The sequence below is a fragment of the Capsulimonas corticalis genome (assembly GCF_003574315.2).
GTDB lineage: Bacteria > Armatimonadota > Armatimonadia > Armatimonadales > Capsulimonadaceae > Capsulimonas > Capsulimonas corticalis.
In genome coordinates, this window is sequence record NZ_AP025739.1 from 4,052,695 (window position 1) to 4,066,065 (window position 13,371).

The 13,371-nt window shown below is 63.6% G+C and carries 11 protein-coding genes; 6 read left to right on the top strand and 5 right to left on the bottom strand.

All coding sequences use genetic code 11. The features are described from left to right. Window positions 1-4: 4 nt before the first annotated feature. The 3 genes from D5261_RS17380 to D5261_RS17390 all read left to right on the top strand — a co-directional run bounded on the left by D5261_RS17380 (window position 5) and on the right by D5261_RS17390 (window position 2,601). Window positions 5-1,354, top strand: a complete 1,350-nt coding sequence (locus D5261_RS17380; RefSeq protein WP_119322337.1) for an amidohydrolase family protein — start codon at window positions 5-7, stop codon at window positions 1,352-1,354. Continuing rightward, window positions 1,267-2,115 carry a CPBP family intramembrane glutamic endopeptidase gene (locus D5261_RS17385; RefSeq protein ID WP_119322336.1) on the top strand — a complete coding sequence of 283 codons (849 nt, stop codon included), beginning with the start codon at window positions 1,267-1,269 and terminating at the stop codon, window positions 2,113-2,115. Before D5261_RS17380 ends, D5261_RS17385 begins: the two co-directional genes overlap by 88 nt. A 96-nt stretch (window positions 2,116-2,211) precedes the next feature. Next, window positions 2,212-2,601, top strand: coding sequence for an STAS domain-containing protein (locus tag D5261_RS17390; RefSeq protein WP_165864320.1), 390 nt, complete (start codon window positions 2,212-2,214; stop codon window positions 2,599-2,601). Window positions 2,602-2,664: 63 nt separating this feature from the next. Here the strand turns inward: D5261_RS17390 and D5261_RS17395 are convergent, their stop codons facing one another. From D5261_RS17395 to priA, 5 genes are all read right to left on the bottom strand, one after another. Further along, window positions 2,665-4,938, bottom strand: a complete 2,274-nt coding sequence (locus tag D5261_RS17395) for a glycosyltransferase family protein (RefSeq protein ID WP_125206066.1) — start codon at window positions 4,936-4,938, stop codon at window positions 2,665-2,667. Between the two features lie 35 nt (window positions 4,939-4,973). Next, on the bottom strand, window positions 4,974-5,324 hold the full coding sequence (locus D5261_RS17400) for a tetratricopeptide repeat protein (protein ID WP_119322333.1): 351 nt from the start codon (window positions 5,322-5,324) through the stop codon (window positions 4,974-4,976). Continuing rightward, window positions 5,308-6,285 carry a methionyl-tRNA formyltransferase gene (fmt, locus tag D5261_RS17405; protein WP_165864319.1) on the bottom strand — a complete coding sequence of 326 codons (978 nt, stop codon included), beginning with the start codon at window positions 6,283-6,285 and terminating at the stop codon, window positions 5,308-5,310. The genes D5261_RS17400 and fmt overlap by 17 nt, the downstream gene beginning before the upstream one ends. A 1-nt stretch (window position 6,286) precedes the next feature. Further along, window positions 6,287-6,853 (bottom strand): peptide deformylase, encoded by a 567-nt coding sequence (gene def / locus D5261_RS17410; protein ID WP_119322331.1) that lies wholly within the window; start codon window positions 6,851-6,853, stop codon window positions 6,287-6,289. 67 nt (window positions 6,854-6,920) lie between these two features. Then, entirely contained in the window at window positions 6,921-9,461 is a 2,541-nt protein-coding gene (gene priA / locus D5261_RS17415) for a replication restart helicase PriA (protein ID WP_165864318.1), read from the bottom strand. A 155-nt stretch (window positions 9,462-9,616) separates the two neighbouring features. On the opposite strand from priA, the gene D5261_RS17420 reads away from it, so the two are divergent. From D5261_RS17420 to D5261_RS17430, 3 genes are read left to right on the top strand one after another with little or no spacing between them, the layout of a single operon-like run. Then, window positions 9,617-11,215 carry a Ppx/GppA phosphatase family protein gene (locus tag D5261_RS17420; RefSeq protein ID WP_165864317.1) on the top strand — a complete coding sequence of 533 codons (1,599 nt, stop codon included), beginning with the start codon at window positions 9,617-9,619 and terminating at the stop codon, window positions 11,213-11,215. Window positions 11,216-11,253: 38 nt separating this feature from the next. Next, window positions 11,254-12,681, top strand: coding sequence for an MptA/MptB family glycosyltransferase (locus D5261_RS17425; protein ID WP_165864316.1), 1,428 nt, complete (start codon window positions 11,254-11,256; stop codon window positions 12,679-12,681). Then, window positions 12,678-13,367, top strand: coding sequence for an endonuclease/exonuclease/phosphatase family protein (locus D5261_RS17430; RefSeq protein WP_165864315.1), 690 nt, complete (start codon window positions 12,678-12,680; stop codon window positions 13,365-13,367). The genes D5261_RS17425 and D5261_RS17430 overlap by 4 nt, the downstream gene beginning before the upstream one ends. Window positions 13,368-13,371 lie beyond the last annotated feature (4 nt).

Below are 13,371 nucleotides of genomic sequence, written 5' to 3' on the forward strand. Positions count from 1 at the left end.
CGTTATGAGCATTCAGACATACCGCGCAAAGTGGATCCTGCCGATTGACGCGGAGCCGATGGAAGACGGCGAGGTCGTCGTCGAAGATGGCCGGATCGCCGCCGTTCGCGCCCGCGTGTCTGGATCGACGGCCGACCGCGACTTTGGCGACGCCGTGCTCGCGCCTGGCTTCGTCAATGCGCACACTCATCTGGAATATACGGTCCAGCGCGGCTTTCTGGAGGATGTCCCGTTCTTCCCGTGGGTGCGCGCGCTGAACGCCGCCAAGGCGCACCTGTCGCCGGACGATTGGCTGATGTCGTCGCGGCTGGGGGCCATGGAGTGTCTCGCCGGCGGGATCACGACCATTGGAGACAACACGGACGCGGGCGTCACAATGACGGTCGCCTCCGAATCCGGCCTGCGGGCGACGATCTATCAGGAGATCTTCGGGATCGATGACCGGGAGCCGATCGCGCCGATCCTCGAAGCGCTGCGCGGCAAGATCGAGGCGCATCGGCGCTTCGCGTCGGACCGCGTGCGCGCCGGTGTTTCGCCCCATGCGTTGTACACGCTGCGGCCGGAACTGCTGCGCGCTCTGGCCGAGTATCTGCGCGTCGAATCGCTGCCGTCCAGCATCCATATCGCCGAATCGCCCGCCGAGAGCGCGCTGATGGAGCGCGGCGAAGGGCCGTTTTGGGAGATGTATTTACGGCGCGGCATTACCTGGACGCCGCCCGGTGTTTCGCCGACACGCTATGCGGATGACTTAGGACTGCTGAATGCCGGAACACTGGCGATTCACTGCGTGCAGCAGGATGAGAGCGATATCGCCGCCGTCGCCAACTCGGGCGCGTCAATCGTTCACTGTCCCAAGAGCAACGCCAAACTCGGCGCGGGGATCGCGCCGCTTGCGCGCTGGCTGAAGACGGAGGGCCTGACCGTGGGGCTTGGCACGGACAGCGCCGTTTCTAACAACACGCTGGATATGTTCGAGGAGATGCGCGCGGCCTTGCTGATGCAGCGCGGCGTCCAGCGCGATGTGGAGGCCGTCTCGGCGCGCGATGTCATGCGTATGGCGACACTGGGCGGGGCGGAGGCGATGGGCTGGGGCGATGTCACGGGCTCGCTGACTCCGGGCAAGCGCGCCGATCTCGCCGCCATTCGCCTGAGTCGTCCGCACACGACGCCCGCGACTGACCCTTACAGCGCTCTCGTCTACTCCGCGCGCGCGGATGATGTCGTGATGACGCTTTGCGACGGCGATGCGCTCTACGATGAGGGCGCGTGGCGAACGATCGATGGGACGGCCACGCTGTCGGCCGCGCGCGAGATCCGCGCGCGCCTTTCGGACGCCATGAAGAGGGGAGCCTAACCATAGCCAGGAAGACGAAGGCGGAGCCCGCTCAAAAAGGCTACCATGGCTCGGACACGCTGGTGGGATGGACGACGTTTTTGGTCGGCGTCGTCGCCGTCGGCTATCTGTTTGTGACGAACGGCGACAGCAAGCCCGTCGAATCCTACTGGCTGATCAATAACGGCTTCTGCCTGTGGCTGCCGCTCATGGCGATTCTCCTGGTGCTCAAACAGGATCCCTCGCACTTTGGTCTCACAAGCGGGGATCGCAAGCTTGGTCTCAAATGGGCCCTGATCCTCTGGGCGGCGATGCTGCTGCCGATCATCGTCGTTTCGGTCCGTCCGGAGTTTCGCGATCAGTATCTGAGCCATCGTCTGAGCCAGCAGCTTTCCGGTGTTGGGGCGGTTTATGACACCTTCACGAAGGTCGTCAATCTGCGTGCGCTGCTATACTATGAGCTGGCGATGGCGTTCTATATGTTCTGCTGGGAGTTCTTCTTCCGAGGTTTTTTGCTCTTTGGATTCCAGAAGACTCGCCTGGGAACCTGGGGCGGCGTGATCCTTCAGGCTCTGCCGTTCATGCTGCTGCACTGGTCATGGAACCCGCACGCCGCCAAGCCGCCGCTGGAGGTGCTGGGCTCGCTGCCGGCGGCGATCATCCTCGGGATCCTCGCCGTCCGGACTCGCTCGGTTCTGTACGGATTTATCGCCCACTGGGGCGTTTCCGCGACGATGGATCTGGTCCTGCTCGCTCCGTTTATTTTTAAGCATATTGGGTAAAATGAGAGCACGATTGGTTGTCTGATCGGTAATTGTCGATTAATGCGACGTGACGGCGCGAACCAAGCGCTTCACCTTCTAAGGATTGGGTGTTTCATGGAGAATTTAAGGATTGAAACGACGCTTCGTTTCCTCCAGAGTGTGCCGGTGCTGGATGTCGTGGGAGAAATCGATATCTACACAACGCCGCAGTTCAAGGAAGCGGTCAATAGCGCCATCGAAGAAGGTGGCCCGGCGATCATTATCAACATGGCCAACGTCAGCTATATGGACAGCAGCGGCTTCGGCACGCTTCTGTCCGCGACCAAACGCCTGCGCCCAATGAACGGCGCGCTTTATCTCGTGGCCTGCAACGAAGCGATCACGCGGATGCTGCAAATCACCCGCCTCAATACCATCTTCGGCGTCTACGAAACCGAAGACGAAGCCGTCACCGCCGCCAAGGAACAGCAAGCCTCCAGCCAGGCGATCGCGACGCCTTCTTAGACAACATTAGTCGGCCCTATTCCCCCGGCGCTTTAGCGCCGGGGGAATAGGAATTTCCGAACGCTAAAAGCGCCTGTCTCGACTGGGAGTCAGCATAAACGCGAGGATCGCGCACGCCAGACATAATCCGTAGAGGCCGACTTGAACCGACGCCGGAGCGTAACGCATTTCGAGATGCGCCGTCGCTCCGGCGTTTTGCTGTGCGCCCGTGATCGTCCGGAACACTTGCGGGCCATGGGTGATCGCTGCCGCGGAGCCGTTGAAACGGGCGGTCCATCCCGGGAACCACTGATCGTTGACCACGATATTCTGTGTCGCGGTATTGTCCAGAGTAAGATTCAAGCGATTGGGACCGTCGCTGACGGAGGCGCGGGGCGCGGCCGATTTGTCTTCGTAGACATAGCCGTCGTCGCCGCCATAGACCTGGCTTATCGTGGCGTCGTTGTCTGGGAGCGGCTCGCGGGACACCAGATACCGGGCGGACGCCATGCGGGCTAGCTCGCTCCCGACGCCGCGCGTGAAGACCATGTTGCCGTTTTCCTGGGGAGCCGGCGGCTTGCCGTCGCCGTTCAGCGCCGCCGCGAACGCCATGTACTGGCCGGGGAAGAGGGAGTCGTAGCCCTGGGTGTCGTACAAACCGTAGACCATGGCGGCGTTGGGCGGCAGGATCGCGCGGGGGGGATGCGCCGGGTCGATGCTCCAGCTCGTATTGACCGGCATGATCCGGTCGGTTCCGGCGTGCTGCTGTAGGAAGGCGATCAAAGGCGTCGTGGGATAGACATTCGTCGCGAGTGTGGAGCGGTTATAGCCCATGCCGGAGACGAGCAGATCCAGCGCGAGCACGGCGATCAGGCCGCCGCCGGCGATCCGGGGCGTGAGTTTTCCCGTCTGATACTGATATAGCAGGATCGCGGTCAGAAAGAGCAGGCCGACGGGGAGCCGCCACAAGTCGCCTTCCGTGGCGAAAATCGTGGACAAGGCTCCGGACGGCGCGTTTTTATTGATCCACCAGAGCGTATAGCCCATCGTGACGGCGAGCAGCGCCAGGAGCGCTCCGGAGGCGCGTCCGATCAGCGCGGCGGGCTTTGCTTCGCGCAGCTGGCTGAGTATCCCCTGCGCGCCGTAAGCGGCGAGGATTGCCGCGCAGAACGACCAGAGCACAAGGATTCGGCCCGGCGACCCTGTCTGCGCAAATCCAGGGATCCCGAAGAACAAGATCGTATCGATCGGCGTTCCCGTCGCGACGAGCATGGCGACGACGGCGCTGACGGCAAAGAAGCGCACGGGCTTGCTCGGACGCCAGCCTGCGATCACCCCCACAAGCGCCAGCAGCAGCGCCGGGACGCCGACGTAGGCCGCGTTCTCGGCGTAGTTGGTGTAACCCCAATAGCTCCCCACCGTCGGATTGCCGAAGAAATCCGGCGCGAAGATCGACACCAGGTGATAGGCGGGAACGGCCAGGCTGATGTAGCCCTGATACCCCGTCCATGTCGGCGCCCCGCCCGCCCGGTGCGACATCCGCGACAACTCCACGGACGGCAGCAGCTGGGCCGCCCCGATCAATACCATCACCCCCACGGCAAGCGCCGCGCCGGCGATCAGAGCGATGCGGCTGCGGCCGCGCGCCGACGGCAGCGCGATGCTCAGGGCATAACCGCCGATCATCAGATAGCAGTAAAGGCAGATCTGAAGATGCCCCGCCAGCAGCATCAATCCCAGGCACGCGCCCAGCAGCGCGGCGCGCGCGCGGGTGGGGCGATCGGCGAAGCGCTGCGTGAGCAGCAGGGCGGCGGGCAGCCAGGTGGAGACGCATAGAAACGTCGGCAGCGCGAGCCACGACACCTGCCACGTACAGAGCTGCCAGACCACCGCGCCCGCCAGCGCCGCGCTTCGGCTGAGACGAAACGCCGATGAACGCAGGAACGCATAGAGGAACATGCCGGTCAGGAATAAGTGCAGCAGCACGCTCGCGCCGAACGCCGCCGTGACGGGCAGAATGACAAATAGGCAGTTGAAGGGGTAAAAGATCGCCGACTGCGAGTTGCCCACGAAGGGCGTCCCGCAAAACTGATGGGGGTTCCACAGCGGAAGATAGCCCGCGTGGACCGAGCGCGACAGAAATAATCGCCACGGATAGAACTCGGCGACGCCGTCCCACATCAGCGGGTTCCAGGGAAGCAGGTGCGTATCGGCGGCCTGGCGCCAGGGCGCGATGTCGCGCTGGAGATCGGCGGGAACGAACGCTTCGCCCAGAAAGACGACCCGCCAGAGCAGCAGGATCGGGAGCAAAGCGAGAATGAGCGCCGGCAGAGCGCTCATGCGAATGCGTGACATCATCGGGGCGCCATCCATTGTTGGGAGTATAAAGGCGGTTAGGGGAGGTAAGTCAGGTTGCGCAGCGCGATATCGTTTTCGCGATCACGCTCCAGAACGCGCGCGAACTCGGCCTTCGCCTCATCGTATCGGCCGAGCATGGTGTAAGTGAGCGCCAGATCGTTGCGCGCCAGGATATTGGAGGGGGAAAGCCGTGTCGCTTCTTCCAGTTCGGCCACGGATTCATCGAACATCCCGCTAAAGCCATAGACAAGGCCCAGCTGGTGGTGCGCCTCGGAATGGTCGGAGTGATCCGTAATGATCGATCGAAACTCGTCGGCGGCTTCTTCATATCGCCCATCGATCTTGAAGGCGATGCCCCGCTGTATCCGCTCATCCAGCGATTCCATCTGTCGCCCCCTGTGTGTCGTGTCGAACGATACTCTCAAAACGGTCGCCTATCGAAATACGCGCGCCGCGCGCCCATGCGCCGGCCGCCATTTTTCCCTTGCTTTCGGGCTGTACTTCGCGCAGTAAAATGCTCTGCTCGCCCGCCCCGACCGTCACTCCGGAGTGGTCCATGGAAAGGACCGCGCCCGGCTCGCCGCTCTGGTCTTCCCGCACGCTCGCTTCCGTGATCTTCAGGCGTTTGCCCTGCCAGAGCGTGTACGCGCCCGGCTTCGGAGAGACGCCGCGCATCAGATTGTGCAGTTCACGCGCGGGCCGGCTCCAGTCGAATGCGCCGATATCGGGCGGCAGGGAGGGGGACTGGGTGACCAGCGCGGGATCCTGCGGGATGCGCGGGCAGTCGCCGCGCTCCAGCGCGTCCAATGTTTGGATCAAAAGCTCCGCGCCCAGCTCCGCGAGCTTGCCTTCGATCGTTCCCAAATTGTCGTCTTCCGTCAGCGGCAATACAGCCTGCATCAGCATATCGCCCGTATCCAGGCCGGCGTCCATCTGCATGGTCGTGACTCCCGTTTCGGCGTCTCCGGCCATCAGCGAGTACTGCATGGGCGCGGCGCCGCGCCAGCGGGGAAGGAGCGATCCATGGATATTGATTCCGCCGTAGCGCGGGATATCCAGCATGCGCTGGGGAATGAGCTGGCCGAACGCGGCGACCACCAGGCAATCCGGCTGCATCTCGCGGACAAACTCCACGAAGGCTTTGGCGCGCACTTTTTCCGGCTGATAGACCGGCAGGTCCGCTTCGAGCGCGGCGATCTTGACGGGGGTGCTGGAAACGCGGCCGCCGCGCCCCTGCGGACGGTCCGGCTGCGTGACGACTCCGAGGATCGTGTGTTTCGACTCTTGAAGCAGGCGGTGGAGTGCGGGAACGGCGAAGGGTGAGGTTCCGAGAAAAAGAATCTGCATATTATTCGCGCGTGCTGGGGGGCTCGCCCTCATCCTCGTCTTCGTCGTCCCCTTCCTCTTCGCCGCGTCCCCAGCGCAGGGAATCCGGATCCGCGCGGTCGATGAAGAGGATGCCTTCGAGATGGTCGAATTCATGCTGAATGACGCGGGCGCCCAGGCCTTCCTCGCGCAGCCGCACCGGGTTGCCGTACTGGTCCATGCCCTTGACCACGACTTCATTCGCGCGCAGGACATCGCCGTACAAGCCCGGTATGGAGAGACAGCCTTCGACGCCCAATTGCTCGCCCTTGCGCTGCAAAATCTTGGGATTGATAATGGCGTGGAACCCATCTCCGGCGTCGTAGACGAAGATGCGCTTCAAAATGCCAAGCTGCGGCGCGGCGAGGCCGACGCCGTTCGCGTCGCGCATGATTGTTTCCATGCGGCTGACGAGTTCGGCGATGTCTTCGGTGAATTGCGCCACCGGCTTGGAATTCTCGCGGAGAATCCGTTCGCCTTCGCCTTCGTATTTTACGATCGGGTCGCCTTCTCGAATGAGTTCCGTCAATTTCGCGGCGGTCTTCGCCATGGGTCGTGCTCTCCCGCAGGCCGCGGCGGCGGCAAATATCTCGGATAAGTATGAATACCTATGATGATTATAGCATTGTGAGCGGATCAATATCAAGGGACAAACCCTGACGGTCCGAGGCGCTCAAGCTCTCCAGCATCGCCCGCAGCGCTGTCAGCAGCGTCGATTTCTTCGGCGTGCGCGCCACGATGTGCCACCGATATCGATTTCGGAGGCGCGACAGCGGGCAGGTGACCGGCCCGAGCAGCGTCACCGGCAGATCGTGCGTCTCGATCGCCTGGCGCAGCGTCTCCACGACGATCTGGCTGCGCCCCGCCGCCGCCGTTTCGTCCTCGTCGGAGATCACCAGGTTCGCCATGTGTGAAAACGGCGGATAGCTCAGCTCCTGCCGCGTTTCGATCTCCTCGGCGTAGAAGTTCAAGTAATCGTGCTCGGCGGCGCGCAGCACGCTGGCGTGGTCGGGGCTGAAGGTCTGGACGAAGACTTCGCCGGGCCGTCCGCCGCGTCCCGCGCGTCCCGCGACTTGGGTCAGCAGCTGAAAAGCCCGCTCTCCCGAGCGGAAGTCCGGCACATTGAGCGCCGTATCGGCGCTGACCACTCCCACCAGCGTGACATTGGGGAAGTCCAGTCCCTTCGCCACGATCTGCGTGCCGATCAAGATATCCGCCTCGCCCCGGCGGAAGGCGCGCAGGGTTTCGGCGTGCGCGCCTTTGCGCGCCATGGTGTCGCGGTCCATGCGCAGCGTGCGCGCCTCCGGGAACGCCTGATGAACGGCGTCCTCCACCTTCTCCGTCCCCAGTCCGAAGGGCCGGATACGCAGGCCGCCGCACATCGGGCAGCCGGCCGGGGCGGACGCGCGGAAGTCGCAGTGGTGACACTGGAGCAGGCGCGCTCCATGGTGATAGGTCAGCGAAACATCGCAATGCGGGCAGACCGGCGTGTGGCCGCAGTCGCGGCACAGCAAAAACGTCGCGAAGCCGCGCCGGTTCAGAAACAGGATCGTCTGCTCCTGGCGCTCCAAGCGATCCGTGATCGCGTCCATCAGAGCGACGCTGAAGATCGAGCGTGCCGGCGAGGGCGCTTCTTCCTCGGCCGCGCCGGCGCCGGGCGCCGCGGCGGGCTTGCGTTTTTCTGGCTTCTTACGAAATTCTTCCCGCAGATCGACAATATGAACCGGCGGAAGCGGGCGGTTGCTGATCCGTTCGGAAAGTGTCACGAGATGGTAACGTCCCATCTTCGCGCGATAAAAGCTTTCCAGGGACGGCGTCGCGCTTCCCAGGACCACCACGGCGCCGGAGCGGTCGGCGCGCCGCAGGGCGGCGTCGCGGGCGTGGTAGCGCGGTGAGGAGTCTTGTTTGTAGGAGCCGTCGTGCTCTTCGTCGAGAACGATCAGGCCGAGCCGCGCCACGGGGGCGAACACCGCCGACCGGGCGCCCAGCACCACGCGCGCCGCGCCGCTCTTGATGCGCTGCCACTCGTCGTAGCGCTCGCCCAGCGAGAGCGCCGAATGCAGCACGGCGACATCGTCTTCGCCGAACCGCGCTTTGAAGAGATCCAGGAGCTGTGTTGTCAGGCCGATCTCGGGCAGAAGGATCAGGGCGTTTTGATCCTGCGCCAGCGTCCGCGCGACCAGGTCCAAATAGACTTCGGTCTTGCCGGACCCCGTCACGCCGTGCAGCAGCGTCACCGAACCGTCCTGGAGGGCGATGCGCGCGCCGATCTCCTTCGTCGCCTGCGCCTGGGCGTCGGTGAGCGGCGGCGCGGAATCGGCGACCATGCCGAAAAATCGGAACGGATTGCGATGCACCGTCGCCTCCGCGTAGGCCGCGAGCCCCTTTTCGGCGAGCGCGCGGGCGGAGGCGTGCGCGCCCGGGCCGATGGCGATTCCGGCGTTCGGCGGCGCGCCCAGCGGCTGCGTGGGCGCGGCGCTTTCGATCAGCGCCCGCAGCATCTCCGACTGCCGCTTGGAGCGCGTCTTCTCCATCCGCGCCGCTTCCTGCTCCGCCACTTCCAGATCGACCGCCAGTCGCAGGATCCGCACTTTCTTCGCCCGCGCCTTGGGCAGGCTCACCGATCGGGTCTCGCTCAAGGCGCCCTTCTTGCGCAGTTCCGCGACGACCGGTCCGACTTTGAGCGTGGGCAGCAGCCGGGAGAGCTGCGCCGGCGTCGCCGATCCGCCAAGCGACGCCAGCGCGTCCGCCACGGCGTGCTGCGGCTGCGAGCGCGTGAGCGCCAGCAGGTCTTCCCAGTCCTCGGACAGGGTCAGCGTTGTCTTGATCGCGCTGCCCAGCACTTCGGGAGCGATCAGCCGCACGGCTTCCTGAAGTTCACACAAAGTCTCGCGCGACACCCATTCGGCGAGCTCGAAAAGCTCGCGGTCGAACGCCGATCCATTTTCGATCCGCGCCGTCACCGGCCGGATCTTGGACGCCGGGATATCGTCCGGCGGCTCCGGGCTCAGCCCCACCACATAGCCCGTCGCCAGCTGCGCGCTGAACGGAACGACCACGGCGTCTCCGATCTGGAGCGTCATGGCGTCCGGAATCCGGTAAGTGAATGGCTGGTTCAGACCGGGCGCTTCAAGTTGAACGACGACTGCGGCGTACAAAGGGGATTTCCTGACAAAAGAGATACAATAATTATACTCGGTTGGCGGCGTTTGCCGGCCAAATGTATTCGGGGCAATCCCCGCCGGGAACTCTGCTTGCTTCCCATACGCTATCCTTGACGGCGGCGCGCACGGAATGCTATGATATCCACCATATGCGTATTTTTGCGGCCATGGATATTGGAACGAATTCGATCCGTCTTGCAGTCGTCGAACTGCAGGAAGGTCTTGCCTGGAATGTGCTCGCATCGCAGAAGCAAGTGGTGCGGCTGGGCGAAGGCGAATTTGACGAAACATCGAAGAACCGGTCGAAGAAGGCCGGGGCGGAGCCTCGCCATAAGCTGACCGATGAGGCGATCGCGCGCGGCGCGCTGGTCTGCGCCCGCTTCGCCGAAGTGGCGCGCGGATACGGGGCGACGGAGATCGTTGCGCTCGCGACGGCGGCGGCTCGCGAGGCGGAAAACCGCGACGAGTTTGTCGATCAAGTGCGGGAACTGGCTGATCTGGACGTGCGGGTCATCTCCGGCCAGGAGGAAGCGCGCCTGATCTATCTGGGCGTCTCCAGCGGCGTCGATCTGCCGGCTAATAAAAAAGCGCTCTTTATCGACATCGGCGGCGGCTCCACCGAGCTGATCGTCGGCGACAGCAGCCGTTTCTACTATCTCGACAGCCTGAAACTGGGCGCGATCCGTTTGACCTCGGGATTTGTCGCCGATCCGACGCGGCCGGTGACGCCGGCCAACTGGGCGCTGCTCCAGCGCGAAGTGCAGTCGGCGCTGGCGCCGGCGGCGCGCGCCATTGCCGCCGAAGGCTTTTCGGTGATGTACGGCTCCTCCGGCACCGCGACCAACCTGGCCGAGATCGCGGCGCACGCGAGCGGCGCCGCGATCCCGACTTCGTTTCGCAACCACGAGTTTCTGCTGACGGATTTGCAGGCGATTACCAAGCGGCTATGCGCGCTGCCGATGGATCAGCGGCGGCGCGTTCCGGGCATCAACCCGGAGCGCGCGGACATTATTATCGGCGGCGCGGCCATTCTCCAGACGGTGATGGAGACGGTTGGCGCGACGAGCATCCGTATCTCGGATCGGGGACTGCGCGAGGGGATTGTCGTCGACCACCTGCGCCGCGAAGCGGGCGGCGCCACCCTTCAGGAAGCGGTGGGGGCGCGGCGCGGCTCGATCCAGCAGTTGATGCGCGCGACGAATGTGGATGAAGCGCACGCCCTGCATATCGTCCGCCTTTCCCTGCGGCTTTTCGATCAGTGGAAGGCGCTGGGGCTGCATGATTACGGCCGCTCGCGCGAACTTTTGGAATACGCCGCCCTGCTGCACGACTGCGGGTTTTTCATCTCGCACACCGACCACCAGCAGCACTCGTATTATATCATCCGGCATTCGGAGCTCCTCGGGTTCAATGACCGCGAGGTCGAGATCATGGCGTGCCTGGCGCTGTACCACCGCAAGAGCGTCCCGCGCCTGAAGCACCCGACATTCGCCAATCTCGACGCCAAAACGCGACGGCTCGTCAAGACGCTTTCGTGCGCGCTGCGTCTGGCCGAGGCGCTCGACCGGGGACATCTGGCCCAGGTGAAAGACGTGCGGTGCGAGCGTCTGGCGAAACCGGATCGTATCCGTATGACATTGGTGAGCTCCAGCGACGCGCAGCTGGAGTTTTGGGCCGCGCTGGCGCAGGCCCCCGCGTTCGAGAAAACATTCGGTCTGCCCCTGGATGTTCAGGTCGCTTCGGCCTGAACACCATCGCGCCGATAAGGGAATCACAAGTCCGCACAATGCAGAGCATTACGCGAATATTACGTCAGCCGGGCGTACTGCCGTTTTTGGCCTTGCTGGCCGTCGGCGTCGACACGCTGGGCATTTACCTCTATCTCTCTCAGCGCGACTACCTGCTGAATCCCGTCTGGATCTACCTCACGTTCTACACGGCGCTCTTTCTCTTGTACGCGTACGCGGGCGGGCGAATCATTCCGAAGATTGATGTGCGCCACACGAAAGCCGCCGCGGTGATGATCGTCGTGTGCGGCGTTCTTTTCCGCGCCGCCGTGCTGCCTGCGCCTCCTTCGCTTTCCACCGACATGTACCGTTATGTCTGGGACGGAAAGGTCGCCGTTCATGGAATCAATCCCTATCGCTGGGCGCCGAACGCGCCGCAGCTGCGCCCGCTGCGCGATTCCATGTGGAGCGTTACTGAGTACAAGGCGTACCAGACGATCTATATGCCGGTCTCGCAGGCGTTCTTTGCCGGCAATTACGTTCTGTTCGGCCACAACTTGATTGGATATAAGGCGGTCTACGCGTCGCTGGACGCCGGCGTGGTGCTGATGATCCTGGCAATGCTGAAACGACTCAAGCGGCCGCTCACGTCGGTGATCTGGTATGCCTGGTGTCCGCTGCCGATTACGGAAGTGGCGCTGGCGGGGCATCAGGATGTGGTCGGCGTGTTCTTCTTGATGCTGGCGTTTCTCCTGGTGGTGCGCCGAGGTTCGGTCAACCGAATCGCCGTGGCGCTGACGTGCGCCATTCTCACCAAAGGCTTCGCGCTGCTGCTGATCCCGCTGTTCTGGCGTCGTTACGGCAAGGCGTTCCTCGTGCCCTCGATCATCTCCCTGAGCATTCTCAGCCTGCCGCTCGTCGCCTGCCTTCCCGAGTTTTTACACGGAATGCAGCAGTATCTCAAGACGGTCCATGTCAATTCCGGCCTGTTCCAATGGATGGATATGGCGCTGTCCCACATCACGGTCGCGCATTCCCAGGTCGCGGCGATGATCAGCAACGCGGCCATTGTCGCCGTCGCGATCTGGTCAGTGCGCCGGCCGGTCAACACGGATCAGGAGCTTCTGCGCCGGTCGTTTATCGTGCTGGCGGCGACGCTGATGGTGGTGCCGACGCTGTTCCCCTGGTATCTGGTCTGGGTGACGCCCTTCCTGTGCCTGATCGGCCGGCGTCCCTCCTGGGCGTTCGTGCTGCTGGTCTGTTTGATCGGCCTGCTCTACACCTACTATATCTCAATCCAGTTCCAGTGGTGGACCCCCGTGCTGGAGTACGCCCCGTTCTATCTGGTGCTTGCCTGGGAGTACTGGGTCTGGCGCAACCGGCGGCGCAACCCCGATGGACAGCTGCCGTTTGTCGGCGACAGCCTCGCCCAGCGGATGACGATGATGCTCGCGGAGGCCGTGCGCCAGGAGCCCAACAAAGCGTGAGCGTGCGTATCGCCACGTACAACATCCGTGGCGGCCTGGGCGTGGATAACGTCCGTTCTTTGCCGCGTATCGCCGATGTCATTCGGGGGTTGGACGCCGATGTCGTCTGCCTTCAGGAAGTGCATCAGAATCTCCCCTGGTCTGGCTTCGCCAATCAGCCGCGCCGCCTGGGCAAGCTGCTCGGCGCCAACGTTCTCTTTCAGCGCAATCTTTCACTCTGGTTTGGGGGATTTGGAAACGCCGTGGCGACAACGGCGCCGGTGATCCATGTGCGGCGCCACGCGCTGCCCGGGGGGCGGGAGCCGCGCGGCTGCCTGGAAGTCCGATTGGAGACGAGGGTGGGGGCGCTGACGCTGTTCAGCACGCACTGGGGGCTGAGCGACGGCGAACGCCGATTGCAGGCGCTGCGCGTGGCGGAACTCGTCCGCGCCGCCCAAACACCGGTCGTGCTTTGCGGTGATTTCAACGAAGGTCCGGACGCCGGCAATGTGCGGCTGCTTCTGGAGGAGGCCGGGCTGCAAGACGCCGGGGCGGGGGGCGGCTTCACCTACCCGGCGGACGCGCCGCGCGCCCGGATCGACTTTATCCTTCACGACGATTTGCTGTCGGCGGACGGATTTCAGGTTAAGCCCGCCATCGCGTCGGACCACTTCCCCGTTTTTGTAAATTTTAAACGCAATCCATGAACTT

Excerpts from the sequence above, each read along its gene's own strand:
- D5261_RS17380 (WP_119322337.1), top strand. The coding sequence starts at position 5 with ATGAGCATTCAGACATACCGCGCAAAGTGGATCCTGCCGATTGACGCG.
- D5261_RS17390 (WP_165864320.1), top strand. The coding sequence starts at position 2,212 with ATGGAGAATTTAAGGATTGAAACGACGCTTCGTTTCCTCCAGAGTGTG.
- D5261_RS17395 (WP_125206066.1), bottom strand. The coding sequence starts at position 4,938 with ATGATGTCACGCATTCGCATGAGCGCTCTGCCGGCGCTCATTCTCGCT.
- D5261_RS17400 (WP_119322333.1), bottom strand. The coding sequence starts at position 5,324 with ATGGAATCGCTGGATGAGCGGATACAGCGGGGCATCGCCTTCAAGATC.
- fmt (WP_165864319.1), bottom strand. The coding sequence starts at position 6,285 with ATGCAGATTCTTTTTCTCGGAACCTCACCCTTCGCCGTTCCCGCACTC.
- def (WP_119322331.1), bottom strand. The coding sequence starts at position 6,853 with ATGGCGAAGACCGCCGCGAAATTGACGGAACTCATTCGAGAAGGCGAC.
- D5261_RS17420 (WP_165864317.1), top strand. The coding sequence starts at position 9,617 with ATGCGTATTTTTGCGGCCATGGATATTGGAACGAATTCGATCCGTCTT.
- D5261_RS17425 (WP_165864316.1), top strand. The coding sequence starts at position 11,254 with ATGCAGAGCATTACGCGAATATTACGTCAGCCGGGCGTACTGCCGTTT.